This is a genomic window from Streptomyces sp. HD (assembly GCF_028369295.1).
Classification (GTDB): domain Bacteria; phylum Actinomycetota; class Actinomycetes; order Streptomycetales; family Streptomycetaceae; genus Streptomyces.
The window spans coordinates 1-25,077 of sequence record NZ_JAQMYP010000089.1; the positions used below are offsets into that span (position 1 = coordinate 1).

The following is a 25,077-nucleotide window of genomic DNA, read 5'->3' on the forward strand; positions in this document are numbered from 1 at the left end:
AAAAAACGCCCGTGTGTTAAAAAGGTGTGGGGGCGGGGGGGCGGAAGGCGCCGACCGGCCGCTGGTGGCCTTCCGACGGTGTCGGAAAGTCGATCAATCGGTCAATCGATTTACAGTTTTCTCACTTCGTGGTCGAGAACACGAACGAGAACTCCGTCGGCTCGGCCTTCAGGAAGTACTGCGGCAGCGGGCCCGGCCCACAGGACTGCGAACCGATGCCGTGCTGACCGTGGTCGAGGTTGACCCACACGGTCTCGCCCGGCGTGAGGTCGGTCAGGTGCTGGGCCGAGTCCAGCTGCTCGCTGGTCCAGCGCCGTGCGCTGAACCAGAACTCCGGGTCGCCCTCGACCCGCAGCCCGCCGAGCGCCACCCAGCGCACGTCGGCACGAGCGCCGTTCTCCTGCGGGCGGACGTATGGCGTCTGCAACTCGTCGACCGTCGCGTGCCAACGGCCGACCATCGACGCCGACCTGGTGTCCGGGTACGCCTCACCGGGACCGCCGCCGAACCATGTCACGGCGTCCGCCCGTCCGAGCCCGAACCGGACGCCGAGCCGGGGCAGCGGCACCTTCCAGTCGCCCTCCGGCGTCACGGACACCGTCAGCCGCAGCCGGGTGCCGTCGGAGGTCCACCGGTACACCGTGGCGAGGCCCACCTCCCAGGCGGCGGGCGCCACCCGGGTCCGTACCGTCAGCGCGTCGTCGCCCAGCTCGACGCCGTCCACGCGGTGCCGCATGCGGTGCAGGCCGTACTTGCGCCACAGCATCCCGTAGCGGGTGTCGGTCTGCCATTCGGCGCCGGCGTCGTTGTCGGTGGGCGCCCGCCACACGTCCAGGCGCGGCGCCGTCACCTCGATGCCGCCGATCGCCTGCAACGCGCCGGTGCGGGCGTCGAAGGCGGCGGGGCCGAGGGTGATCACCCGCCCGTCCGCGGTGGGCCGGCGGGTCGCGGCGACCGACGGCGACTGCCGTGCGGACACCGGCACCTGACCCCACGCGACCACATGATCCTTGGGCGCCCACGCCGTGTCCGCCGCGAGCACCGCCCGTACGGTCCACTGGGCCTCGGCCCCGCCCGCCGCGTCGGCCGGCGGCGCGGGCAGCTTCACCTCCGCGGACTCACCGGGCGGGAGGGCCGGCACCGACAGGGCGCCCGTCTCGACCGTCTCGCCGTCCAGCTGGTACGACCACTCGAAGGCGAGCGCCGACAGATCGGCGAAGTCGTACTTGTTCGTCACGCGTACGGTGCCGTCGGCGCCGTCGCCCTCGATGCGGACCGGCTCGATGACCTTCTTGTACTCGACGAGCCCGGGGGAGGGCCGGCGGTCCGGGAAGATCAGCCCGTCGCAGACGAAGTTGCCGTCGTGCAGCTCCTCGCCGAAGTCGCCGCCGTAGGCGTAGCCCAGTTCGGCGTGCTTGATGCCGTGGTCGATCCACTCCCAGATGAAGCCGCCCTGGAGCCGGTCGTGGGCCTCGAACAGCCGCTGGTAGTCGGCGAGTCCACCGGGCCCGTTGCCCATGGCGTGCGCGTACTCGCACTGGATGAAGGGCAGCTCACGCCTCTTGTGCGTCCCGCCGTCCAGGCCCTGCCCGATCTTCTCGACCTCGTCGTGGAAGGCGTACATCCGCGAGTACACGTCAGTGTCCCGGCAGTTCCAGTCGCCCTCGTAGTGCACGAGCCGGTCAGGGTCCCGGTCGTGGATCCACTCGGCCATCGCCGTCAGCCCGCGCCCGGTGCCGGCCTCGTTGCCGAGGGACCAGAACACGATCGACGGGTGGTTCTTGTCGCGCTCGACCATGCGGGCGGCACGGTCCAGCAGGGCAGGGGTCCAGCGGTCGTCGTCGACGGGGTTGTCGCGCCAGGCCTGCTCGGTGAAGCCATGGGTTTCGAGGTCGCACTCGTCGATCACCCACAGGCCGTACTCGTCGCACAGGTCGAGGAAGGCCGGGTGCGGCGGGTAGTGCGAGGTGCGGACGGCGTTGAGGTTGTGCCGCTTCATCAGCAGCACGTCCTCGCGCATGGTCGCAAGGTCGAGGGCGCGGCCCTTCTCCGGGTGCCACTCGTGCCGGTTGACGCCCTTGAAGAGGACCGCCCTGCCGTTGACCTTGATCAGGCCGTCCTCCAGGACGACCGTACGGAAGCCGATGCGCAACGGCACCCGCTCGCCGGCCGTGACCAGCTCGCCGTCGTACAGCTTCGGCGTCTCCGCGGACCACGGCTCGACGGGAACCGTCACCGATTCCCCGGTGGCGACATCGATGTCGAGGGCGGGTACGGACACCCGCCCGTCGACGTCGGAGTCGACACGCAGGGTGCCCTCGCCCGCGGAGTGGTCGTAGGAGGCGTGCACGAAGAAGTCGCCCGCCGCCCCCGCAGGGCGGTGCAGCAGGGTGACGTCACGGAAGATGCCGGGCAGCCACCACTGGTCCTGGTCCTCCAGGTACGAGCCCGCCGACCACTGGTGCACCCGGACGGCGAGCACATTGCCCGACGGCTTCAGCAGCCGCCCGACCGCGAACTCGTGCGGCAGCCGGGAGCCCTTGAACTCGCCGAGCTCCGTGCCGTTCAGCCAGATGCGGGCGCAGGACTCCACACCGTCGAAGCGCAGCACGGCGTCGCCGTCGGCCGGCCAGCCGTCGGGCAGGTCGAAGGTGCGCAGATGGTCGCCGGTCGGGTTCTCGGTCGGCACGTGCGGCGGATCGACCGGGAAGGGGTACAGATGGTTGGTGTAGATGGGCGAACCGAACGCGCCGTCGCCCTGCAGGACCCAGTGACCGGGAACCGTGACCTCGGCCCAGCCCCCGGCCTCGTACCCCTCCGCGGCGAACGAGTCGTCCTCGGCATCGGCGGTCGCCGACACCCGGAAGCGCCAACTGCCGTTCAGCGACAGGGACTGCGCGTCCGAGGCGGCGTACCAGGCGCGGGGCGGGAGGGATCCGGTGCCGGGGGAGACGTCCTCTACGTAGTCGACGGAAGTGGTGGTGCGGAAAGACATCGGTCTCCAGGTCTTGAGAAGAAGGGCGTCAGCCCTTGATGCCGGTCTGTGCGATCCCCTGGACCAGCCAGCGCTGGAGGAAGAGGAACACGAACACCAGGGGCAGGATGGAAACGGCCGTGGCCATGAAGATCAGGTGGAAGACCACGGTCTGGTTGGTCATGTAGCTGGAGAGTGCGACCTGGACGGTCCATGAACTCGGGTCCTGGCCGATGACCAGCGGCCACAGGAAGGCGTTCCAGCCGTTGATGAAGGTGATGGTCGCCATCGCCGCGAAGAAGTTCAGCGAGTTGGGCACGACGACGCGCCAGTACGCGCCCCAGTAGCCCAGTCCGTCCATGCGCGCCGCCTCCTCCAGCTCCTTGGGGAATCCCAGGAAGTACTGCCGGAAAAGGAAGCAGGTGAAACCACTGAACAGTCCCGGGATGATGAGCCCCCGGTAGGTGTCCACCCAGCCGAGCGACGAGACCAGCACGAAGCTGGGCACGAAGGTGACCGCGGTCGGGACCATCAGGGTGCCCAGGACGGCGTAGAAGACCTTGTTGGCGTGCTTGTACGGGATGCGGGCCAGACCGTAGCCCGCGAGGGAGCACACCAGGAGGACGCCGATGGTGTGCAGGGTGGCCACGACCGCCGAGTTCCACAGGGACTGGGCGAAGGGGACCGTCTCGTCCGAGAAGAGCTCGCTGATGTTGCCCCACTGCATGTCCGTGGGGAAGAACTGCCAGGTCTCTCCGGTGATCTCGGCATCGGTGGAGAGGGCGTTGCGGACGAGGATGTAGAACGGGACCAGGAAGAGGAAGGCGGCGACACCCGTGGCGATGTAGAGGCCGGTGGAGTTCATCACGCCGCCACCGCGCCTGACCCGGCTGGGCTTGTCCGACGTCGGCGCGGATTTCCGCACCTTGGGCATGGCGGTGGTCACTTGGACTCGTCCCCCCTTCCGAAGCCCATGATCTTGCCCTGGAGCAGGGTCACGGCACAGATCAGTACGGTCAGGATGAGCGCGCCCGCGCTGCCGGCGCCGTAGTCCTGGCTCTCGCCCAGGGCCTTGTAGTACAGCTCGACGAGCGGCGGGCGGCCCCAGGTGGTCTTCGACAGCAGGTTGAAGAACTCGTCGAAGGCCTGGTAGGCGGCGATGAGCAGCAGCAGGATCACCGCGGTGGACGTGGCGCGCAGCTGGGGCAGGGTGATGTACCGGAAGGTCTGCCAGCCCGGCTTGGCGCCGTCGATGGCGGCGGCCTCGTACAGCTCGTCCGGGATGTTCTGCAGCGCCGCGATGAACAGGATCATGTAGAAGCCGGACTGCAGCCACAGCCGGGCGGTCACGATGACCAGCCAGTACCAGGGCGGGTTGGGGTCGATCAGCCAGGCGATGTTCTCGACCCCGAACCAGCCGAGGACCGTGTTCATCAGGCCGAAGCGGACCCCGCTGAAGATGGACATCTTCCAGATGAGCGCCGCGGCGACATAGCTGACCGCGGTCGGCAGGAAGAAGACCGAGCGGAAGAACGCCCGCATGAAGCGCATCCGGTTCACCAGCAGGGCCAGGCCCAGGGAGAGCGCCCAGGTGGTGGGCACGATGAACGCGGCGAAGACGGTGAAGGTGCCGAGCGAGCCGACGAAGTCGTCGTTCGTCAGCATGTACGTGTAGTTGTCGAACCCGACGAACTTGTCGGGCGTGACGGTGAAGCGGGCCTCGAAGAAGCTGAGCCAGAGGCTCCAGAGGATCGGCGCGTAGACGAAGATCGCCAGACCGATGAGGAACGGCCCGGTGAAGAGCCAGAAGTTGAGGGTGGGGCTGCCCCGCAGCCCCCGCCGCGGCTTGGCCGGTGAGGCTTTCGCCGGGGCGGGGCGCGCGAGGTCGCGCGTCGTCGTCGACATGTCGTGATCCGTCCCGCGGCCTATCCGAACAGCTTCTTGAGCTCGCGGTTGACGGCGGTGTCGGCCTTGTCGAGAGCCTTCTCCGGGTCCATGTCCTTGCGGACGGAGTTGGCGAACACGTCCTCAAGGGAAGTGATCATGGCCTGCGTCCAGCCGATGTTGTCGAAGTGACCGAACTCGTTGAAGAGCTTGACGCCCTCAGCGGCGTTGCCCGACTTGAGCTTGGTGGCCGTCTTCGCGAGCGAGGTGCGCGGCGGGATGTGGAAGCCGTAGGAGGTGGCCCAGTCCTCCTGGTACTTCTTCTGGTCGATCCACAGCCACTTCACGAACTCCTTGGCCGCGTCGACGTTCTTGCTCTTGGCGTTGACGAACATCGACCAACCGCCGTTGTAGACCGACTGCTTGCCGGAGTCGACGGTCTTCGGGAAGGGGAAGACGCCCCAGTCGTCGCCGAGCGCGTCCTGGATCTGCGGCATCGCCCACATGCCGCAGAACTGGATGGCGCACAGGCCCTGGTTGAGCGCGGAGGGGTCCCAGGACTCGGTCGGGGCGCCGAGGAGGAGGTCGCCGCTGGTGAACAGCTTGCGCATCTTCTTGATGCCCTCGACGACGCCGTCCGTGTGGTAGGCGATCTCGTTCTTCTCGTCGAGGGTGTCCGCGCCGGCCGACCAGATCATCGGGTTGATGACCGAGTGCAGGTCGTTGCCCATGTACAGGCCCTTGACCTTGCCGGTGGTGAGCTTGGCGGCGGCCTCCATCAGCTCGTCGAGCGTGGTCGGCACCTCGACGTTGGCCTTCTCCAGCATCGACTTGCGGTAGAAGAAGAACTGCGGGTCGTCGATCATCCGGACGCCGTATATCTTCCCGTCGACCGTGTGCGACTTGATGTCGGCCGGGTTGAAGTCGTCCTTGACCGGTTCGATGATGTCGGTCAGGTCCGCCACCTGACCGCTCTTGACCATCTGGATCTGCGGGTGGAACTCGAAGAGATCCGGTGCGTTCTTGGTGAGCAGGGCCGAGAAGAGCTTGCTCTCGAAGTCCGCGCTGGTGATCCACTGCGTGGTCACGTTGGCGCCCTTGTAGGCCTTCGCGTACCGCTTGATGGCCTGCTCGGTGCCTGCCTCGCCGTACGCGTGGAACATCTGCACGAGGCTGTCGCCGGAGCTGCTCCGGCCCGTGTTGCTGCCGCATGCGGCAAGTCCGCCGGCGGCGGCGAGACCCAGCGCGGCCCGAAGCGCGGTGCGGCGGTCGAAGTTCCTGTTGCTCAATGCCGACATGCTGACGTCCTTGTCTCGTAGTACGGCTGCGGCCCTGCGCCCCTGGCGGGAGCGGCTCGGCGCCAGTTGGCTCAAATGGGGGTGCGGTGCGGGACGTTAACCTTCGGCTAAGGCTTCGGCAAGGGGTTGGACGAAGTCTGCATGAAGCGTTGTGCAACGTTCGGGATACCGGACGTGACGGGGGTTGCGGGTCACCGCACCAGTGACCCGCAACCCCCTTTCAGAACACGGGAACTAGCGTCGGAACCACGCCTGGTTCGTCCCGCCGTTGCAGGTGTACACACCCACCTTGCTGCCGTCGGCGGTCGCCTGCCCGCCGACGTCGAGGCACTTCCCGGAAGCCTCGCTGACGATCTGCCCGTTGGAGTTCAGCAGCCACCGCTGGCCCGCGTCACCGGTGAAGCCGGCGGACGCGGCGAGCCCCGAACTCCCCACCGTCAGATAGCCGCCCGCGCCCTTGAGCGCACCCCGCTTGTCGTACGACCACGTCTGCTCGGCCCCGTCGGCGCAGGTGCCGATCGCCGCGCCAGAGGCGTCGGCCGTCAGGCACTTGCCGGACTGCTTGCCCTGCCAGGCACCGGTCACCGCCGAGGCGGCGCCGAACGGCTTCTGGTCGAGGACGTACGTCGTGATGGAGCGGCCCGGCAGCGAGGCGGACACGGTGCCGCCCTTGACCGACGGCCTGGCCACGTTCGCCCAGTTCTCGTCGGCCGACGTGCGCACGGCCTGGGCGGCCCGCAGCGGCGACCTGCTGTTGAAGTGCAGGTTCAGGGCGGTGTCGGTGGTGTTGTGGTTGTTGACCACGACCACCCACTTGCCGTTGCGGTCGTAGGCGGAGGCCTCCACACCGTCCGGCAGCCCCGTCACGTTGTGCATGACCGAGCCCGGCTTCACGAACTTGCTGTACTGGCCGAGCGCGTAGTAGCGCTTGGTGAAGTACAGCGTCTGGTTGCCGTTCTTCGCGTAGTCCGGGTCGTAGTAGATCAGGCCGTCGTTCCAGCCCTGGTCGTTCTTGGCGAGCGGGTCGGTGCCGATCATCTCCGACAGGGCGACCCACCAGTGGAACGCCGAGTCGTGCGCGGTCGCGAAGTCCTTGTAGATGATCCGGGAGAGGTTGAGCCCGCCGTCGATCGTGGGGTCGTACTCCTGGGCCCAGCCCGTGCCGCCGTTGCCGAAGCAGCAGACCTCGGTGGACCAGGACGTCCTGCCGACCGACTTCGACGTCTCGTACACCTTCGCGCGGTTGGCGTCGGAGGGGTTGTCGTAGGTGTGGTGGGCCAGCTTGTCGACGTACTGGGCGGTGCCCGGCTCGTTGATCCAGCGCGGGACCTCGTCGTTGAACTTCACGGTGCTGGTGGACTCGTCGGCGATGATGCCGGTCCGCTGCCCCCGGGCCCGCTGCTCGGCGCCCAGCGCCCGCACGATGTCGTCGCGCTGCGGGACGTCGACGAGCATGCCCTCCTGGCCGCAGTCGTCGAAGCTGTTCGTCGGCTCGTTGAACGGGCTGATGTAGTCGATCTTCACGCCCTGCTTGGTGAAGTGATCGGTGACATCGGCGACGTATTTGGCGAAGTCCTGCTCGTTCTCGGCCTTCAGATAGCCGCCGCAGCTCTTGCCGTTGGTCTTCCACTCGGCGGGCGCGCTGTTGACGAAGGCGATCAGGTCCTCGACGCCGTACTTGGCGGCGGCGTACAGGAAGGTGCGGCCCGCCTTGTCCTTGCTCCAGTCGTAGGTGCCGTCGTCGCCCCGGAAGTCCTCGGGGGCGCGCGGTGCGTAGGTCACGCCCGTGCCACCGCCGCCGATGTTGTAGCGGTAGGCGCTCAGGTCCAGGCCGCCGGGGGAGAACAGCAGCCCCGCGACCCGGGCCTGGACCTTCGGGTCGAAGTTCTTCAGGTCGTTGACCCACCAGGCGCCGGAGGCACCGATGTTGTCGATGGCCTGGGCGGCGTGCGGGGAGACCTCGGCCGCCGGGGTGTCGGCGGCCCCTGCGGGCGGGGCGGATATCAGGGGGCCTGCGACGGCGAGCGCGGCGGCGGCCGTCAGCAGTACCGATCTTCTGGGGCGGGGGTGAGTCACGGGCATCCCTTCCGTCGTCATGAAGGTGGTGCGGTACGGCTCCTTGCGGGGGTGGTGCGCTTTGTTGCGGTCCCCCGGCCCACGGACTGGAGCGCGCCCTCCAGCGCGAACGTCGCCGCGCCCAGGCACGCCGGGTCGGTGGGGATGGGGGAGAGGACGATCTCGGTGGCGGCCATGGGCCGCGGCAGCGCATGCCGCCCCACGGCCTCGCGCACTTCGTGCAGCAGCGGTTCGCCGAGACTGCGGGCGACCCAGCTGCTGAGCACGACCACTTCGGGGTTGAGGACGTTGACCAGGTTGGCGATGCCGGCGCCGATGTAACGGGCCGTCTCCCGTACGACCTTGACGGCCACGGGGTCGCCCTCGGCCAGGCCGCGGGCCAGCGCGTCGATGGTGGCGGTCTGGTCCTCGGGGTGCAGCAGCGGGCTCCGCGGGCTCAGCTCCCGCAGGTTCAGCATGATTCCGGGCGCGCCGGCATAGGCCTCCACACAGCCGTGGTTGCCGCAGCGGCACAGCCGCCCGTCCAGGACGAGCGTCGTGTGACCCCACTCGCCGGCGCTGTTGCTCACGCCCCGGTACAGCCCGCCGCCGAGCGCGAGCCCGGCGCCGACGCCCGTCCCGAGGTTGACCACGACCGTGTCCCCGCGCCCGCGCGCCGCCCCGAACCACATCTCGGCGACCGCGCCGGCCCGCAGCGGGTTGTCCAGGTAGAGGGGGTAGGCGATGACCTCGGAGAGCAGGTCGAGCAGCGGCACGTCGTGCCAGTCCCAGTTGGGTGCGTACTCCGAGACGCCGGTGTCCCGGTCCACCTGCCCCGGCACGCTCACCCCGACGCCCAGCACCCGCGCGCCCTCGATCCCGGCCTGCGCGACCACGGAGCCGACGGCGGCGGCCACATGGCTGACCACCTGCTCCGGCAGGTTCTCGCCGGGGCGCATGTCCTCGTCGGCGCGGGCGAGCACGTTCAGCGCGAGGTCGAACAGCTCGACATGGATGTACGTCTCCGCGATGTCCACGCCGATCAGCGCACCGCCGGAGGCGTTGACGGCCACGAGCCCGCGGGGGCGGCCGCCCGCCGAGTCCTCGAACCCGACCTCCGTGATCATGCGGAGGTCGAGTAGCTCGCCCACGAGTGTGGCGACCGTGGCGAGGCTGAGCCCCGTGGCGGCCGCCAGCTCCTGCCGGGAGGTGGGCGACGCGGCGATGATCTGGCGCAGCACCTCGTAGCGGTTCGCGGTGCGGATGTCGCGTGATGTGCGCTTCACCGGAGGTGCCCCCGTCCCTTCGCGTCCTGCCGGGGTCGACTTCGGCACCGGCGCGGCGCAAGGCTATGGCGTGCGCCCGCCTTTCGACAAGGGGTTAGGAAAGGGGCTGAAGAAAGTCTTTCCGCTGGAAGCGCACGGTGTGAGGGTAGTGGCGAGTATCAGCCGTCGAGGACGTCCCGCACAAACGCGTTGGCGAACTTGCCCGCCGGGTCCAGCTCCCGTGCCAGCGCCCGGAAGTCGGCCAGCCGCGGATACCGCCCGCGCACCACCTCCGCCGGCATGGTGAACACCTTCCCCCAGTGCGGCCGCGGCTCGAAGGCGTCCAGCGCCTCCTCAAGCCGCCGCACCACCGGCAGCACGGCCGCCGTGTCCTCGATCCAGGTGAAGTGCAGGGCGACGGTGTCACGGCCGTGGCAGGGGCTGAGCCACTGCTCGTCGGCGGCGACCGTGCGCACCTCGCAGGTCTGCAGCACGGGTGCGACCGTCGCCCGGATCCCGTCGAGTGCCCGCAGAGCGTCCACGGCGTACCGGCGCGGCAGCAGGTACTCCGACTGCAACTCCGCCCCGCTGCTCGGCGTGAACTCCGCCCGGAAGTGCGGCAGCCGCTCGTGCCACGGCCCGGGCACCCCGAACTGCTCGGTGCAGTTGACCGCGGGCATCCCCGGCACCGGGTGCAGCTTCTCAGAGGCGGGCGCCGCCCACGGGACGTCGGGCAGCGGCTGGTCGGTACGCCGCTTGAGCCACACCTGGCGGAAGCCCGGCTCACGCCAGTCGGTGAACAGGCTCACGCTGTACGCCGACGACATCACGGTCCCGAACAGCGCCAGGTCCAGCCCGTCCAGGGGGAGTTCGGTGAAGAGGTGCTGCTCGACCTCGAAGGACGGCTCCAGGTCGAGGGTGAGCGCCGTGACGACACCGAGCGCACCCAGTGAGGTGACGGCACCGTCGAACCGCGGGTCGCCGCGGCCGACGGTCACCACCGACCCGTCCGCCGTGACCAGCTCCACCTCCCGCACGGACGCGGCCAGCGGGCCGTTGTCGGCCCCCGACCCGTGGGTGCCGGTGGCGACCGAGCCGGCCACCGAGATGTGCGGCAGGGATGCCATGTTGGGCAGCGCGAGCCCGTGGGCGTACACCGCGCGGGCGAGTTCGGCGTACCGGACGCCGCCGGACACCCGGACCGTACGGGCCGTGCGGTCGACGTCGACCGTCGGCGGCAGACCGGCGATCGTCAGCAGGACGCCCTCGGGGCCCGGCTCGGCGATTCCGTTGAAGGAGTGCCCGCTGCCCAGCACCCGCACCTTCTCGCTCCCGGCCACCAGAGCGCTGATCGCGTCGAGCGAGTAGGGCCGGTGCAACTCCTTGGCGGAGTAGGTGATGTTGCCCGCCCAGTTGGTGATCGTCTCCGACATCCCTGCCGTCCCTCCACGTGAGTGCGCGTACGTTGACCCTCTCATTCGCCGCCGCCTACCGTAGAGAGCGGTTTCTCACCGGTTTTCTCAACGGGTTTCTCCATGGTTTCCGCGGCCCGGTGCGGCCGCTCAGTGGGAAGGTCACTTCGTTGCCCGAGCGTCCCCAGGCGCTGTTCGCCATGACCGCAGAGAACGTGCCGCTCGTCTTCCCGCCGGAGGTGCTGGCGCGGCTGCGGCAGTCCGTGGACATCGATCCGGCACTGGTCGCCGAGGACTTCACGGACCCGCGTCCGGCGCAGGTGCTCGCCCGCACCGAGATCCTCGTCACCGGCTGGGGCTGCCCCCGGCTGGACCCGGCCGCCCTCGACGCCATGCCGAAGCTGCGGGCGGTGCTGCACTCGGCCGGCTCGGTGAAGAGCTTCGCCACGCCCGAGCTGTGGCGGCGGGGCATCACCGTGAGCTCGGCCGCCGCCGCCAACGCCGTGCCGGTCGCCGAGTACACGCTGGCCATGATCCTGCTCGCCGGCAAGGACCTCTTCGCCGCCCGCGACCGTCTGCGCACCGAGCGCGCCTTCCCCGGCTGGGGACTCGTCCCCGGCATCGGCAACCACGGCCGCCGGGTCGGTGTGATCGGCGCCTCCCGCATCGGCCGCAAGGTGATCGAGCTGCTGCGCCCCTTCGACCTGGTCCCGAGCCTGACCGACCCGTACGTCGACGAGGCGGGCGCCGCCGCCCTCGGCGTACCCCTGCTGTCGCTCGACGACCTCCTGCGCACCTCGGACATCGTCACGGTGCACGCCCCCGAGACCTCGGAAACCCGCCACCTCGTCGGCGCCCGCGAGCTGGCCCTGATGCCCGACGGGGCGGTCCTGGTCAACACCGCGCGCGGCGGCCTGGTCGACCACGACGCCCTGATCGCCGAGCTGCGCACCGGGCGTCTCTCGGCGATCCTCGACGTCACCGACCCCGAGCCCCTGCCCGTCGACTCACCCCTGTACGACCTGCCGAACGCCTTCATCACCCCGCACCTCGCGGGCTCCCAGGGCAACGAGGCGGCCCGCCTGGGGCTGGCGGTCGCGGAGGAGGCCGGGCGGCTGGTGGCGGGAGGCAGGCCGGCGTACCCGGTCGATCCGGCGGCGCTGGAGCGGGAGGCGTAGGCACCCGCCACGCCCTGCCCGAGGGGGACCCGGCGCTGCTCACGCCAGGGCAGGGGCATACCGTGAGGAGTCGTACGCCGGAGAACATGACACGGACTCTGAGCAGGGAGGAGATTACGGATGGGCAGCCGCACCGCACTGGTCGAGGATCTGATGGAGCGATTCCCGCACGTTCCGCGGGAAGCCGTCTTCAAGGAGGATCTGCTCCGGGGCGGGGTCGCCTTCGACCCGTCCGCCCTGAGCGACAACGAGGACGGTGAGGTCAAGCCGAAGTCGTACTTCATCTTCTCCTTCGACCACGGCACCCTGCCCGAGCTCGGCGAGGCCGCGCTGCGCCGCCCGCCGGAGGAGATCATCCTCACCGGCGGCCCGTACGACCTGCGCCGGACCGTCGTCTCGGTGCGCGTGAACCCGGCGTCGCCGTACCGCGTGGCCGCCGACGACGAGGGCGTGCTCGGTCTCTACCTCGACGGCAAGCGGATCGCCGACGTCGGCGTGCCGCCGATGCCGGAGTACTACCGGCACACCCTCGCCAACGGGAAGTCGGTGATGGAGGTCGCCCCGACCATCCAGTGGGGCTACCTGATCTACCTCACCGTCTTCCGCGTCTGCCAGTACTTCGGCGCCAAGGAGGAGTGCCAGTACTGCGACATCAACCACAACTGGCGCCAGCACAAGGCGGCCGGGCGGCCGTACACCGGGGTCAAGGACGTCGAGGAGGTCCTGGAGGCCCTGGAGATCATCGACCGGTACGACACCGCCAAGGCGTCCACCGCCTACACCCTCACCGGCGGCGCCATCACCAAGACCGTCTCCGGCCGGGACGAGGCCGACTTCTACGGCCACTACGCCAAGGCCATCGAGGAGCGCTTCCCGGGCCGCTGGATCGGCAAGGTGGTGGCCCAGGCGCTGCCGCGCGACGACGTCCAGCGCTTCAAGGACTACGGCGTGCAGATCTACCACCCCAACTACGAGGTGTGGGACGAGTACCTCTTCAAGATGTACTGCCCGGGCAAGGAGCGCTACGTCGGCCGCGACGAGTGGCACAAGCGCATCCTCGACTCCGCCGACGTCTTCGGCGCGCGCAACGTCATCCCCAACTTCGTGGCGGGCGTGGAGATGGCCGAACCCTTCGGGTTCAAGACGGTCGACGAGGCGATCGCCTCGACCACCGAGGGCCTGCGCTTCTTCATGTCCCACGGCATCACGCCCCGCTTCACCACCTGGTGCCCCGAGCCGACGACCCCGCTCGGCAAGGCCAACCCGCAGGGCGCGCCGCTGGAGTACCACATCCGGCTGCTGCAGGCCTATCGCCAGACGATGGACGACTTCGGCCTGTCCTCGCCCCCCGGCTACGGCCCGCCCGGCCCCGGCAACGCGGTGTTCTCGGTGAGCTCCTTCATGGACAGCCTTCCGGCGCAGGAGCCCTCGACGGCGTAGGCGACCGTACGGGTGAGACGAATGAGGCTCCCATCCGTACAAGTGGCTGGAGTTGCGGGGCGCCACGGACTGTCATGACATCTGAACACAGCGCTTGTCAGTTGTGTTGAATACGTGAAAGGCTCATGTCCTGCCGCGAGGTTCCCCCCAACTCCATTGCCAATGTGGCGAGTTGACCTCGCATGTGGATGCAGGAGACTCATGCCCGACCTGCCGACCCCTCAGGACGCCACCGAGGCCGCGCTGTTCTCCGAGTGCTGGGACGCCGTGCTGTCGTACGCCGACCTGTGCACGGCCGGCTCCGCGGCAGCCAACCAACTGGCCGCGGAGGCGTTTTCGACCGGCATACGCGAGGCCCGCGAGGCCGAGGCCGGGACCTACCGCAGCGCGGGCCGCCGCCCGGCCCGCCTGCCCCGGATCCCCCTCCTCCTGACTGCCGTACGCGCCACGGCGGCGACCTGGGAGGAGACCGGCCAGGGCCACAAACTCGACCCCGACCTGCGCCTGTGGCTCAACTCCGACAACGCCGCCCGCTACACCGGACCCCCGCTCCAGCGCCCGATCGCGCTGCGCGGACTGCGCGACATGCAGGAACCGGACGCCGCACTGCTGTGGCTGACCGAGGTGGAGGCACTGCCGCTGCCCGTGGTGGCCCGCCGACTGGGCCTCGACCCGGACACGGTCTCCGAGGAACTCGCCCAGGTCCGGGGCCTGTTCAGGGACCGCTGCCAGCGCAACCACCTCGACACCCCGATGGACGCGCGGTGCCGCAGCTACGCCCGCCTCCTCGACGCCGTCACCCGCTCCTCCGCCGCCGGCACCCCGGACGACCTCTCCCGCCACCTCGCCACCTGCGTCCAGTGCGCCGAGGCCGCCGCCTGTCTGCGGCTGCACGGCGGCGGGCTGCCCGGGGCGCTCGCCGGCGGCGTCATCGGCTGGGGCGGCCTCGCCTACCTGGAGCGCCGCCGCCGGGCCACCGAGGTGCGCCTCGGCGCCGGACGCGCCGACCAGGCCGACGCGGACGCCGGTCCGTCGGAGCCGGGCGCGCACAAGGCGCGCGTCGTGCGCAACGGCCTGCTCGTCGCCGCCGTACTCGTCTCCGCGCTCGCCCTCGCGGTGTCGATGATGCCGGGCGGCTCCACCGGCGACGGCATGACCGCGGGCGGCGACCCCTCCGACCGCCAGCCGGTCGCCGGCCCCGGCTTCTCGCTGCCGGTCACGGGCGCCACCCAGCCGGTGTCGGACTCGCCGGAGCCGTCGTCGGACACCACCACACAGGACGACGCGCCGCCCGAGCCGAAGAACCCCGACCCGGAACCCCAGGGCACCAAGTCGTCCACCGCCGACGAGGAGGACCCGGACCCGGCCCCGTCCGCGAGCCGGTCGCCGATGTGCGGCGTCGACTACGACCTCGTCAACGAGTGGCCCGACGGCTTCCAGGTCACCGTCACCGTCACCACCGAACGGGCCCTCGACGACTGGCAGGTCGCCTGGTCCTTCCGGGACGGCCAGAAGGTCGGCCAGATGTGGGACGCGAACTTCGCCCAGAACGGCTCCCGGGTCACGGCCACGGCCGCGGACTACAACAAGGCGGTCCCCGCCGAGGGCAGCCTGGCGTTCGGCTTCATCGGGTCGTGGGAGGGCAAGAACTCGGCGGGGTACGACTTCACGTTGAACGGGCACGACTGCGCGTCATAAACCGGTTGACGGGCCCTCACGGGGCCGGGCTACAGTGACGGCGGTTCAGAGCGGTGGCCGATGGCCGCCGCCGTCCAGCGGACATGAGTGAGGAGGTGTCGACCGATGGCTGTCATTGCGATGGGCGCTGCCCGCATCCAGTTCATCAAGTCCACCTCCGTGGCCGCCGGCTGACCTCACCTGATCTCTCCGCGTCTGGGTACGCGGCTGCCGGGGCCACCCTTGTGAAGGGTCACCCGTTGGCTTCCACCTCTGTTTTCTCCGCGTTGGCTCCCTACGGCTGGGACGCCGCCTGGGCCGACGCGTTCACCCCGTACGACGCCGAGGGGCTGCTGCCCGGGCGCGTCGTACGGGTCGACCGCGGGCAGTGCGACATCGTCACCGCCGACGGTGCCCTACGGGCCGACACGGCCTTCGTCACCCCGCACGATCCGTTGCGGGTCGTGTGCACGGGCGACTGGGTCGCCGTGGAACCGGCCGGGAACCCGCGGTACGTACGCGCGTATCTGCCCCGCCGTACCGCCTTCGTACGCTCCACCTCCTCCAAGCGGTCCGAGGGGCAGATCCTCGCCGCCAACGTCGACCACGCCATCGTCGCCGTGTCGCTGGCCCTCGAAGTCGACCTCGGCCGCATCGAGCGGTTCCTCGCCCTGGCCTGGGAGTCGGGTGCACAGCCGGTCGTCGTGCTCACCAAGGCCGACCTCGTGCCGGACGCGGTGACGCTCGCGCACCTCGTCCAGGACGTGGAGACCACGGCGCCGGGCGTGCCGGTGCTCACCGTCAGCGCGACGCTCGGGGAGGGGCTCGACGTCCTCGCCGCGGTCGTGGGCGGTGGTACGTCCGTGCTGCTCGGACAGTCCGGCGCGGGCAAGTCGACGCTCGCGAACGCGCTGCTCGGCGAGGACGTGATGGAGGTCCAGGCCGCGCGCGACGTCGACGGCAAGGGCCGCCATACGACCACCACCCGCAACCTCCTCGCCCTGCCGGGCGGCGGCGTCCTGATCGACACCCCCGGGCTGCGCGGCGTCGGGCTCTGGGACGCGGAGATCGGGGTCGGGCAGGTCTTCGCCGAGATCGAGGAACTGGCCGAGGAATGCCGCTTCCACGACTGCGCCCACGAGAGCGAGCCGGGGTGTGCGGTGCTGGCCGCGATCGACGCGGGGGCGCTGCCGCTGCGGCGGCTGGAGAGCTACCGGAAGTTGCTGCGCGAGAACCAGCGGATCGTGGCCAAGACGGATGCGAGGGTGCGGGCTGAGATCCGGAAGGACTGGAAGCGGAAGGGGGCTGAGGGGAAGGCGGCGATGGAGGCGAAGCGGGGGCGGTGGCAGTAGCGCCTCTTGGGGTGCCTCGCGATGTCGGCCGGCGGCTGCGGGCTCGTTGTGGCTGGTCGCGCAGTCCCCGCGCCCCTTCGGGGGCGTTGCAGGGCCGTGTCCGAAATCCGCCAGCGGCGTTCTTCTGTCTCGCTCACACTGGACCTTGTGATGGACGAAGACACCAGGTACGAGGCGGTGCGCAGCCGGGATGCCCGGTTCGACGGCGAGTTCTTCTTCGGTGTCGAGACGACCGGGATCTACTGCCGCCCGAGCTGCCCGGCGGTGACGCCGAAGCGGGGGAACGTGCGGTTCTTCGCGACGGCCGCCGCCGCGCAGGGCTCGGGGTTCCGGGCCTGTCGGCGATGCCGGCCGGATGCGGTGCCGGGGTCCGCGGAGTGGAATGTGCGGGCCGATGCGGTGGGCCGGGCGATGCGGCTGATCGGCGACGGGATCGTCGACCGTGAGGGTGTCGCCGGGCTCGCCGCGCGGCTCGGCTACAGCGCCCGGCAGGTGCAGCGGCAGCTCACCGCCGAGCTCGGCGCCGGGCCGGTCGCGCTGGCGCGGGCCCAGCGGGCGCACACCGCGCGGGTGCTGCTGCAGACGACCGAGCTGCCGATCACCGAGATCGCGTTCGCGGCCGGGTTCGCCAGTGTGCGGCAGTTCAACGACACGATCCGGGCGGTGTACGCGTCGACACCGAGTCAGGTGCGCGTCGCCGCACCGAAGGGCGGCGGCCGTCCGGCCCGGCGTACGGCCACGCCGTCGGCCGGGATACCCCTGCGGCTCGCCCACCGGGGCCCCTACCGGACCGGTGCCGTCTTCGACCTGCTGGCCGAGGAGGCCGTGCCCGGCATGGAGGAGGTCTCCGGTCCGCTCGGCCGGCGCACCTACCGCCGCACCCTGCGTCTGCCGCACGGCAGCGCCATCGTCGCGGTGGAGGAGAGGCCGGGCGGCCCGGGGAGGGAGGCGGGGGCGGCGCATCCCGGCGGCTGGCTCGACGCCCGGCTCCATCTCACCGACCCCCGTGATCTGACCACCGCGGTTCACCGGCTGCGGCGGCTGTTCGATCTCGACGCCGATCCGTACGCCGTCGACGAGCGGCTCGGTGCCGATCCGCGGATCGGGCCGATGGTCGCCGCGCGGCCGGGACTGCGGTCACCCGGGGCCGCCGATCCCGAGGAACTGGCCGTGCGGGCCCTGGTGGGGCGGGCGGAGGCCGAGAGGCTCGTGCTGCGCTACGGCAAGGCCCTCGACTCGCCCTGCGGCGGCCTCACCCATCTGTTCCCCGAGGCGGCCGTTCTGGCCGGGGCCGAGCCCGACGGTCCGCTGGGCGAGCTCGCCGCCGCCCTCGCCGACGGTGCCGTACGGCTGGACCCGGGCGCCGACTGGGACGAGACGGAGCGTGCGCTGCTCGGGCTGGCCGGGCTGGACGGCCGTACCGTCGCCGTCATCCGCAGCCGCGCCCTCGGCGACCCGGATGTCGCGCCGCCCGGCGTCGACGTCCCCGACAGCTGGCGCCCCTGGCGCTCCTACGCATGGCAACACCTGCGCGCAGCAGGGGAGTTGGAGCAGGCATGACCACCCCGATCCACATGACCACCCCGATCCACTGGACCGAGCTCGACAGTCCGCTCGGCCGCATCCTTCTCACCGGCGACCCCACGACCGGCGCCCTGACCTCCCTGTCCGTGCCGGACCAGAAGGGCGGGCGCACGGTCCAGGACGGCTGGCGGCACGACCCCGCGCTCTTCCGCGCGGCCGAGGAACAGCTCGACGCCTACTTCGCCGGTGAACTCAAGGAGTTCCAGCTGGAGTTGAGCAGTGCGGGCAGTGAGTTCCGGGAGCGGGTGTGGGCCGCTCTCGGGAGCGTTCCGTACGGGGCGACCACCACGTACGGCGAGATCGCCGCACGGATCGGCGCCTCCCGCGCCGCCGTCCGGGCCGTCGGCGGCGCGATCGGCGCCAACCCGCTGCTGATCGTCCGCCCCTGCCATCGCGTGATCGGCGCCGACGGATCACTGACCGGGTACGCGGGCGGCCTGGACCGCAAGGTGCGGCTGCTCACGCTGGAGGGCGCCCTCCAGGGCCCCGCCTGAGATCAGCCCTCCTGCTCCAGACCCCAGCTGTGGACCCACCGCGGACGGATGCGGATGACCTCCTCGCTGAAGTACGGGCCCAGCTCGTGCGGGCCCGTGAGGAGCTCCGCGTCCCCGCGGACCTCGATCCCGCGCACCCGCCACGGCCGTTCGCTGACCAGGTCGTCCACGACCAACGCGACCTTGGGGTTCTTGCTCAGGTTGCGCCACTTCTTGGTGGCGCCCATCGCGCGGCCGCCGACCAGGATCGTCCCGTCGTCCTGGGGGAAGAACCCGACCGGGTTCGCCTGCGGCTGCCCCGCCGGGTCCACGGTGGCCAGCCGTCCCAGTCGCTGCGACCGCAGGTAGGCGTGCTCCGCGTCGCTGAATTCGGTGCTGGATTCCGTCATGCGGCCAGCGAAACACGCCCGCATCGGTGGGCGCATCGGCTGCTCGCCCTAGGGCTTCGGGCCTACGCCGGGGCCCCGCGTCAGCCCGAGAGCACCGCCCCCACCCACGCCCCCGCGATCAGCTGGCAGGTGAAGAGTTCCGCCAGCACGCTCGACCCGCCCGACCGCATCGCCGTGCGCAGGGCGGCCCGCGCCTCCCCGTGGCCGCCCAGGCGGAGACGTTCCTCCAGGTAGATGCCGGTCATGAAGCCGGGGATCGAGCCGACCACGGGGATCAGGCAGAAGCCCAGGAAGGAGCCCACCCCGGCGTACACGGCCATTCGAGGGGTGGCGCCGCTCTCGCGCAGCCGGCGGGGCGGCAGGGCCCAGCGCACCACCTGGGAGACGAACAGCGCGACGGTGGCCCCCACGAGCACCCACCACGCGACCGTCTGCGGGTCCTTCAGCGCCCACCACATGACCGCGGCCCACACCAGCCACGACCCCGGCACCCCGGGCACCAGCACCCCGCACAGGCCGAGCAGGAGGACCAGGCCGACCAGCACGAGGTCCCAGACTCCCATCTGACCAGAGTGCCGGAGCCCGCGAGAATGCGCAGATCAGAGTCGTCGCCGCAGGTGGGCGCCGGTCACCGAGCGGGCGCCGGTCACCGGTCACCGAGTGGGGGGCCGGTCACCCCTGCCGCTCCCGGGCCACCCATCCCCGTTCGTACGCATGCCATCCGAGCTGCAGCCGGGTCGTCACCCCGGTCAGCTCCATCAGCCGCTTCACCCGGCGCTGCACGGTTCTCAGGCCCAGGTCGAGCTGCTTGGCCACGCTCGCGTCGGTCAGGCCGGCCAGCAGCAGGGAGAGCACCTCCAGGTCGGTGTCGTCCGGCCCGTCCGGCTGCTGCTCGGTGACGCCGGACGCGCCCAGACGCACCGGCAGGGCCTCCCGCCACACCGACTCGAACAGCCCGGACAGCAGCTCAAGGAGTCCGCTCGCGTGGACGACCAGCGCGGCCGGCTCCGTGGTGTGCGAGGTGAGCGGCACCAGGGCCAGCGTCCCGTCGGCTATCACCAGCTTCGTCGGGACCCGGTCGACGACCCGTACCTGTTCCTCGCGGCCGAGGGCGGCGGACAGCTCGCTGATGCCGTGCGGCTGGTCGAGGACCGAGCGCTCCAGGACCACGCGGTAGTGGACGCCGCGGTCGGTGGCCCGTTCCTCCGCGTCGTTCTCCGCGCTGGTCACCGCGACGGGACTGTCGGTGACCAGCGCGCACACTTCCTTGCTCGCCCCGAGCTGGAGCTGCAGAAAGCGCTGAGCGACCGCCGCCGCACCGATCACCACCTCGACCAGGTCGTGCACGGCGGGCTCGGCGGCCGCCGCCCGGTACTCCTCGGCGAGCAGCGCGGCGGCCAGCTCCGCCTTCTCCAGTTCGTGCCGCTGCTGGGTGAGCAGCGCGCCCAGCGCCACCCCGGGCGGCGCGGCGACCCAGCGGCCGGGCCGGGCGGAGGACTGCGCCGCCAGCCCGTGCCGCTCCAGACGGCGCAGGGCGCGCTCGGTGTCGTACTCGCCGAGTGTCAGCCGTCGCGCGAGATCCGGTATGTCGGCGGCGCCCACGGACACCAGGGCGCGGTACGCCGACTCGTGCGCCTCGTCGAGTCCGATCGCTCCCAGCATCGGGCCGCGCCCCTTCCCCAAAGTCGAACACCGGTGTCCGGTCCGTGGCGGAAAACGGCCACGACGCAAAACCGCCTCAGGACATCATCGCCGCACCACCTGTGACTCTGCCAAAGTGTCGCCACCGTGGTACGGACCACCGCCCGCCATCCCATAGGCGGTGGGAACCACAGCGCGACGACAGGAACGCCGGTCACACTCAGGGCCGTTGCGACCGACGCGAGTGGCACCTCGGTCACCCGACCGTCGCCGGGCGGTTCTCCCGTGGGGGGTGGGACTGCCCGGCGACGCTTTCCGCCCGGAGCTTCGCAGAAATGTTCAACTCCTCACCCGACACGCCGTTTTCGATGCCGGGTACCGGGGCTGATTTTCCGGATGCCCCGTTTTCATCCGGCCCGTGCGGTGGACAATTGGGGGCATGAGCCAGCAGGGGGGAAGGCCCACCGGTCACGAGGACGACTGGTGGGGGCAGTTGTACGGCGACTCGGCCGAGGACACGGGCCCGACGGCCGCACCCGACACACTGGACGACCGATTCGCCTCGGCGGCGGGGGTGTCGGGGGCCGGGGCGACCGGGGCGACCGGGGTAGGACCGCCCGGGGCGTCCGGGACAGGTTCGGCCGGGACAGGTTCGGCCGGGACGGGATCGTCCGGGACGGGATCGTCCGGGACCGGCGTCGCGGTTCCGGCGCCGCGCGTCGGTACCGATGCCCTGGAGGGGGCCGGGCCGTCGACTTTCCCGCCCGGTCTGCCGAAGCCGCCGGGATTCACCGTGGAGGCGCCCCCGGAGCCACCTCCGGACCGAGCGACACCGGTCCCTCTCGACGAGCCCCGCACCGCGACCCGGGTCGACGTCCCGGCCCACCCCGCGACCCCCCTCGACTACGTCGGCAGCGGCCCGCCCACCTACGCCCCCGAACCCACCGCCCTCCCGCCCGCCGACCCCGACGACCTGGACGATCTGGTCGCCGACACCGTCCTGGACGGCGCGCACTACGGCGCCTGCACCCTGCGTGCCGTTTCCCTGCGCGGCGACTCCGCCCGCTACCGGGGCGAACCCCGCCGCGACGCCCTGCTCACGGTCCGCTTCGGCACCGGCGAGAACGCCCTGGTCCTCGTGGCGATGGCGACCGGCGCCCGGGCCACCCCGAACGCGCATCGCGCAGCCGCCGAGGCCTGTCACTGGATCGGCCGGGCCGTGGGCCGCAGCCACCCGAGGCTCGCGGAGGACCTCAGGGCCGCACGCCGCGGCGACCTGAAGTCCGGCCTGCACCGCCTCACCGACCGCTGCCTCGGCAAACTCCGCGCCAGCGCCGCCGAACAGGGCATCGAACCGGAGGAGTACGCCGCGACGCTGCGCTGCCTGCTGCTCCCCGCCGACCCCGAGTGCCGTACCCGCGTCTTCTTCGGCGTCGGCGCCGGCGGGCTGTTCCGGCTGCGCGACGGCGAGTGGCAGGACATCGAGCCGCACGCCGGCGACGTCACCGGCGAACCCGTCGTCGGCTTCGGCTCACTGCCGGCCGAGACCCCCGACGGCGACCGCCTCACCATGGACCTCGGCATCACCACACCCCCGAGCCCCTACGAGCCGGCCCCCGAGCCGCCCCGCGAACCCTTCCGTTTCCGCGCCTCGGTCGCCCGCCCCGGAGACGCCCTCCTGATGTGCACCGGCGGCCTCGCCGAACCACTGCGCGGCGAACCCGAACTGTCCGAGTACCTCACCGGCCGCTGGTCCGGCCCCACCCCACCCGGCCTCGCCGCGTTCCTCGCCGACACCCAGGTCCGGGTCAAGGGCTACTCCGACGACCGTACGGCCGCCGCCGTCTGGGAGGCATAGGGGCTGTCCCCGGCAGCACGGCTCAGGTGTACGGCACCCACTTGCGGGCCGAGGTGTCGTACGAGTAGCGGGGCAGTCCCTTGGTGCTCGTCGTGCGGAACGGGCGGCCGTGGTCGTCGATGCGTGCCGTGCCCGTGCGGCCCTGGGAGGACCAGTCCAGTTCGAGGTACCAGCTGCAGTCGCAGCTCACCGTCTGCGCGTCGACGAGCAGCACCTCCGGATCCTCGGCGGACACCCGGTACGGCAGCTTCATCGCCGGGATCGGGGTGCCCGTGTCGTTGCCGGCGACCGGGCGTGCGATGGGCCGGTCCTTGTCCAGGTCGACGTCGAAGTAGCGGGGCGTCAGTGCTCCGCCGCAGCCGTGGTCCATGGCGTACGAGGTGCCCTCGACGGGTGCCGAGCGGCCGACGACGCGCACCCGCAACGCGTCCAGGACGACGGCCGTGGACGTCCGCCCCTGCACCGTGATCTCCACCATCGTCTGCCGGCCGTGCACCGCGCCCTGCGATGCCGCCCAGATCGCGGCGTCCTGAGCGACCGGGGGCGGGGGCACCTGCTGCGAGGGCTTGTCGATGACGTAGTCGTGGCCACAACCGGCCTGCCAGACATGGGAGTCGGCGCTCCAGGTGAGGGGGAGGCCGGTCGTGGGCTGCTGTCGGCCGGGTTCGTCCGACTCCTCGGGGTGTCGGCCGGCGGACTCCGTGGGCCTGGCGGAGGACTTCTTGGACGCGTCCGGCGAGGGGGAGGCCGTGGTGGGGGTCGGGCTCGGGGATTTGGCCGACTTCGGGCGGGGGGTGCCCGCGGCCGACGTACGGGTCGGATCGGCGCCCTGGACGGAGTCGCTCGCCCGGGACCGGTCGTCGTCCGGCAGGGCGGCGAGGCTGCCGAGCGTGGCGAGGAGCGCCGACGCCACGGCCATGGGGACCAGGAGGCTCCGGCGGCGGTACCAGGGGCGGCGGGGAGACCCGCCCGGCGCGGGTTCTTCGGACGCCTCCGAGGGGGAGTCGACCGAGTCGAAGCGGGAGTCGGCCGAGCGGTCCGGGGAACCGTCCGCGGAGTCGGGGGCGCTGTCCGCGGGGGAGGAGGCGGCCTCCGTGGCGGATACGGCGCTGTCCGTGGGGGAGGGGGCGCTCTCCGGCGCCGGGGCGGTCGCCGTGCGCGGCCGCTGTCGTGCCGCCACCGCCAGGATCCACCGCCGGTGCAGTTCCAGCCGCTCCTCCGGCGTCGCCTGACACAGCGCGGCGAAGCGTTCCACGGGGGCGAAGTCGAGCGGGACCGCGTCTCCGGCGCAGTAGCGGTGCAGCGTGGAGGTGTTCATGTTCAGGCGGCGGGCCAGCTGACCGTAACTGCGGTCGGTGCGCTCCTTGAGCCGTGTGAGCAGCGCCGCGAACTCCTGGACGTCGTCCTGCACTTCAGACACCGTTCCCCCGTGTCCTCCCCGTCCCGGGACGGCATCCCAGGCACTCCATATACCTGCACGTCAGCAGGGCTGGGATGGTTCCACCGTCATGGATCGGGCGGCAGCGGTTGCGTTCGCCGACTGTGACGGCTGATGCTCTTGGTGTCGCACCGACGAGGCCGACAGGGCCTGGGGGCCGGACGGACCATCCGGCGTCGGTGACGGCCGACTTCTGTTCGTTCCACGCACTCATCTCACTCACGGGGGACACCCATGCCCAAGCGCACCCGAACCGGCGTGCTCGCCGCACTCGCCGTCGCCGGCCTCGCCGCAGGCGCCGCGCTCACCGCCGCACCGGCCGGCGCCGCGACGAAGACGCCCGCGCCGAAGTTCCTGTCGGCGTCCCAGCTTCCGCCGCACCCGACCTCCGCCTGGACCGCCGACAAGGTCACCGACGGGGTCCCGGAGGAGATGCAGGGCTGCCTGGGTGAGGCGCTGCTCGCCTACGACTCCCGCTACCGCACCTTCCGCACCGACCTGGAGACCGGTGCCCAGCAGCTCAACGTCGTCGTCGGCGACAACGCCAAGGCCAAGGCCCTCGCCGACCGCCTCAACAAGGAGATCCGGCGCTGCGTCGTGCGCAGCGACGCCGACCCCGAGATCGAGGCCGAGTACCGGAGCTACGGCAGCCTGCCGGTCGAGGAGGGCGCCCGCGTCCACGGCGTGCACACCCGTGCCTCGTGGGGCGCCATGGACATCCACCTCATATCCGTCGGCCGGGACGGCGGCACCGTCACCGTCGTGCAGTGGGGGCAGATGGGCGACTTCACGGACGCGCCGGTGAAGGCCTTCAAGAAGACGACCACCACCGCGGTCGACAAGCTCTACTGACCGCCGCACCGCCGGGCCACCACCCAGCGGGGCCGCCCTCCCGGACGGGGGTCGGGCGGGCGGCCCCGTACCATCGGCATCCGGGATCCAGGGGCGCCGAAGGCAGCCGAACAACCGAATTCCGGCCAGATTCGCCGGCTGAGCGATCCCGCTCCGACAGCGCCACGACGCCGAGTCCCAACCGTCACACCCCTTCTTCGCGTACGGCGGTGTCGGCAGGCCGCCATCGGCGGACGGACCGACCCTCCACCGTACGGACGCCCCAGGGCGGGGCCCCCCCAAAACC

General features: G+C 71.2%; 19 protein-coding genes. 8 read left to right on the top strand and 11 right to left on the bottom strand.

From position 1 onward, the window contains the following. Positions 1-121: 121 nt before the first annotated feature. The 7 genes from POF73_RS43735 to POF73_RS43765 form a co-directional block, all read right to left on the bottom strand. Positions 122-2,995, bottom strand: a complete 2,874-nt coding sequence (locus tag POF73_RS43735) for a glycoside hydrolase family 2 TIM barrel-domain containing protein (RefSeq protein ID WP_272125002.1) — start codon at positions 2,993-2,995, stop codon at positions 122-124. A 28-nt stretch (positions 2,996-3,023) separates the two neighbouring features. After that, positions 3,024-3,908: a carbohydrate ABC transporter permease gene (locus tag POF73_RS43740; protein WP_272125020.1), complete on the bottom strand. Its 885-nt coding sequence runs from the start codon at positions 3,906-3,908 to the stop codon at positions 3,024-3,026. A gap of 8 nt (positions 3,909-3,916) precedes the next feature. Continuing rightward, a complete protein-coding gene (locus POF73_RS43745) occupies positions 3,917-4,879 on the bottom strand; it encodes a carbohydrate ABC transporter permease (protein WP_272125003.1) in 963 nt (320 codons plus the stop codon). A gap of 20 nt (positions 4,880-4,899) precedes the next feature. Further along, complete coding sequence (locus POF73_RS43750; RefSeq protein WP_272125004.1) at positions 4,900-6,156, bottom strand: ABC transporter substrate-binding protein; 1,257 nt, start codon at positions 6,154-6,156, stop codon at positions 4,900-4,902. Between the two features lie 234 nt (positions 6,157-6,390). After that, entirely contained in the window at positions 6,391-8,238 is a 1,848-nt protein-coding gene (locus tag POF73_RS43755) for a glycoside hydrolase (protein ID WP_272125005.1), read from the bottom strand. Between the two features lie 11 nt (positions 8,239-8,249). Then, a complete protein-coding gene (locus POF73_RS43760; RefSeq protein WP_272125006.1) occupies positions 8,250-9,497 on the bottom strand; it encodes an ROK family protein in 1,248 nt (415 codons plus the stop codon). A gap of 158 nt (positions 9,498-9,655) precedes the next feature. Continuing rightward, positions 9,656-10,909 (bottom strand): D-arabinono-1,4-lactone oxidase, encoded by a 1,254-nt coding sequence (locus tag POF73_RS43765; protein ID WP_272125007.1) that lies wholly within the window; start codon positions 10,907-10,909, stop codon positions 9,656-9,658. 149 nt (positions 10,910-11,058) lie between these two features. Between POF73_RS43765 and POF73_RS43770 the strand changes: the two genes are divergently transcribed. The 6 genes from POF73_RS43770 to POF73_RS43795 all read left to right on the top strand — a co-directional run bounded on the left by POF73_RS43770 (position 11,059) and on the right by POF73_RS43795 (position 18,613). Continuing rightward, positions 11,059-12,066: a hydroxyacid dehydrogenase gene (locus POF73_RS43770; protein ID WP_272125008.1), complete on the top strand. Its 1,008-nt coding sequence runs from the start codon at positions 11,059-11,061 to the stop codon at positions 12,064-12,066. A 120-nt stretch (positions 12,067-12,186) separates the two neighbouring features. Beyond that, positions 12,187-13,506, top strand: a complete 1,320-nt coding sequence (locus tag POF73_RS43775; RefSeq protein ID WP_272125009.1) for a radical SAM protein — start codon at positions 12,187-12,189, stop codon at positions 13,504-13,506. A 201-nt stretch (positions 13,507-13,707) separates the two neighbouring features. Continuing rightward, on the top strand, positions 13,708-15,204 hold the full coding sequence (locus tag POF73_RS43780) for a cellulose binding domain-containing protein (protein WP_272125010.1): 1,497 nt from the start codon (positions 13,708-13,710) through the stop codon (positions 15,202-15,204). 239 nt (positions 15,205-15,443) lie between these two features. Beyond that, positions 15,444-16,535, top strand: coding sequence for a ribosome small subunit-dependent GTPase A (gene rsgA, locus POF73_RS43785; protein WP_272125011.1), 1,092 nt, complete (start codon positions 15,444-15,446; stop codon positions 16,533-16,535). Between the two features lie 150 nt (positions 16,536-16,685). After that, positions 16,686-18,095 carry a DNA-3-methyladenine glycosylase 2 family protein gene (locus tag POF73_RS43790; protein WP_272125012.1) on the top strand — a complete coding sequence of 470 codons (1,410 nt, stop codon included), beginning with the start codon at positions 16,686-16,688 and terminating at the stop codon, positions 18,093-18,095. Then, a complete protein-coding gene (locus POF73_RS43795) occupies positions 18,092-18,613 on the top strand; it encodes a methylated-DNA--[protein]-cysteine S-methyltransferase (protein WP_443049758.1) in 522 nt (173 codons plus the stop codon). Before POF73_RS43790 ends, POF73_RS43795 begins: the two co-directional genes overlap by 4 nt. 2 nt (positions 18,614-18,615) lie before the next feature. Here the strand turns inward: POF73_RS43795 and POF73_RS43800 are convergent, their stop codons facing one another. The 3 genes from POF73_RS43800 to POF73_RS43810 all read right to left on the bottom strand — a co-directional run bounded on the left by POF73_RS43800 (position 18,616) and on the right by POF73_RS43810 (position 20,664). Beyond that, complete coding sequence (locus POF73_RS43800; protein WP_272125013.1) at positions 18,616-19,002, bottom strand: PPOX class F420-dependent oxidoreductase; 387 nt, start codon at positions 19,000-19,002, stop codon at positions 18,616-18,618. A gap of 80 nt (positions 19,003-19,082) precedes the next feature. Then, positions 19,083-19,565 carry a DUF456 domain-containing protein gene (locus POF73_RS43805; RefSeq protein ID WP_272125014.1) on the bottom strand — a complete coding sequence of 161 codons (483 nt, stop codon included), beginning with the start codon at positions 19,563-19,565 and terminating at the stop codon, positions 19,083-19,085. Between the two features lie 109 nt (positions 19,566-19,674). Next, a complete protein-coding gene (locus POF73_RS43810; RefSeq protein ID WP_272125015.1) occupies positions 19,675-20,664 on the bottom strand; it encodes a helix-turn-helix transcriptional regulator in 990 nt (329 codons plus the stop codon). Between the two features lie 418 nt (positions 20,665-21,082). Between POF73_RS43810 and POF73_RS43815 the strand changes: the two genes are divergently transcribed. Then, the gene (locus POF73_RS43815) at positions 21,083-22,501 is read left to right on the top strand and encodes a PP2C family serine/threonine-protein phosphatase (protein WP_272125016.1); all 1,419 of its coding nucleotides are present in this window, start codon (positions 21,083-21,085) and stop codon (positions 22,499-22,501) included. A 22-nt stretch (positions 22,502-22,523) separates the two neighbouring features. Here the strand turns inward: POF73_RS43815 and POF73_RS43820 are convergent, their stop codons facing one another. Continuing rightward, positions 22,524-23,921: a transcriptional regulator gene (locus tag POF73_RS43820; protein WP_272125017.1), complete on the bottom strand. Its 1,398-nt coding sequence runs from the start codon at positions 23,919-23,921 to the stop codon at positions 22,524-22,526. A 252-nt stretch (positions 23,922-24,173) separates the two neighbouring features. Between POF73_RS43820 and POF73_RS43825 the strand changes: the two genes are divergently transcribed. Further along, positions 24,174-24,791 carry a hypothetical protein gene (locus POF73_RS43825; protein WP_272125019.1) on the top strand — a complete coding sequence of 206 codons (618 nt, stop codon included), beginning with the start codon at positions 24,174-24,176 and terminating at the stop codon, positions 24,789-24,791. The last annotated feature ends 286 nt before the right edge of the window (positions 24,792-25,077 follow it).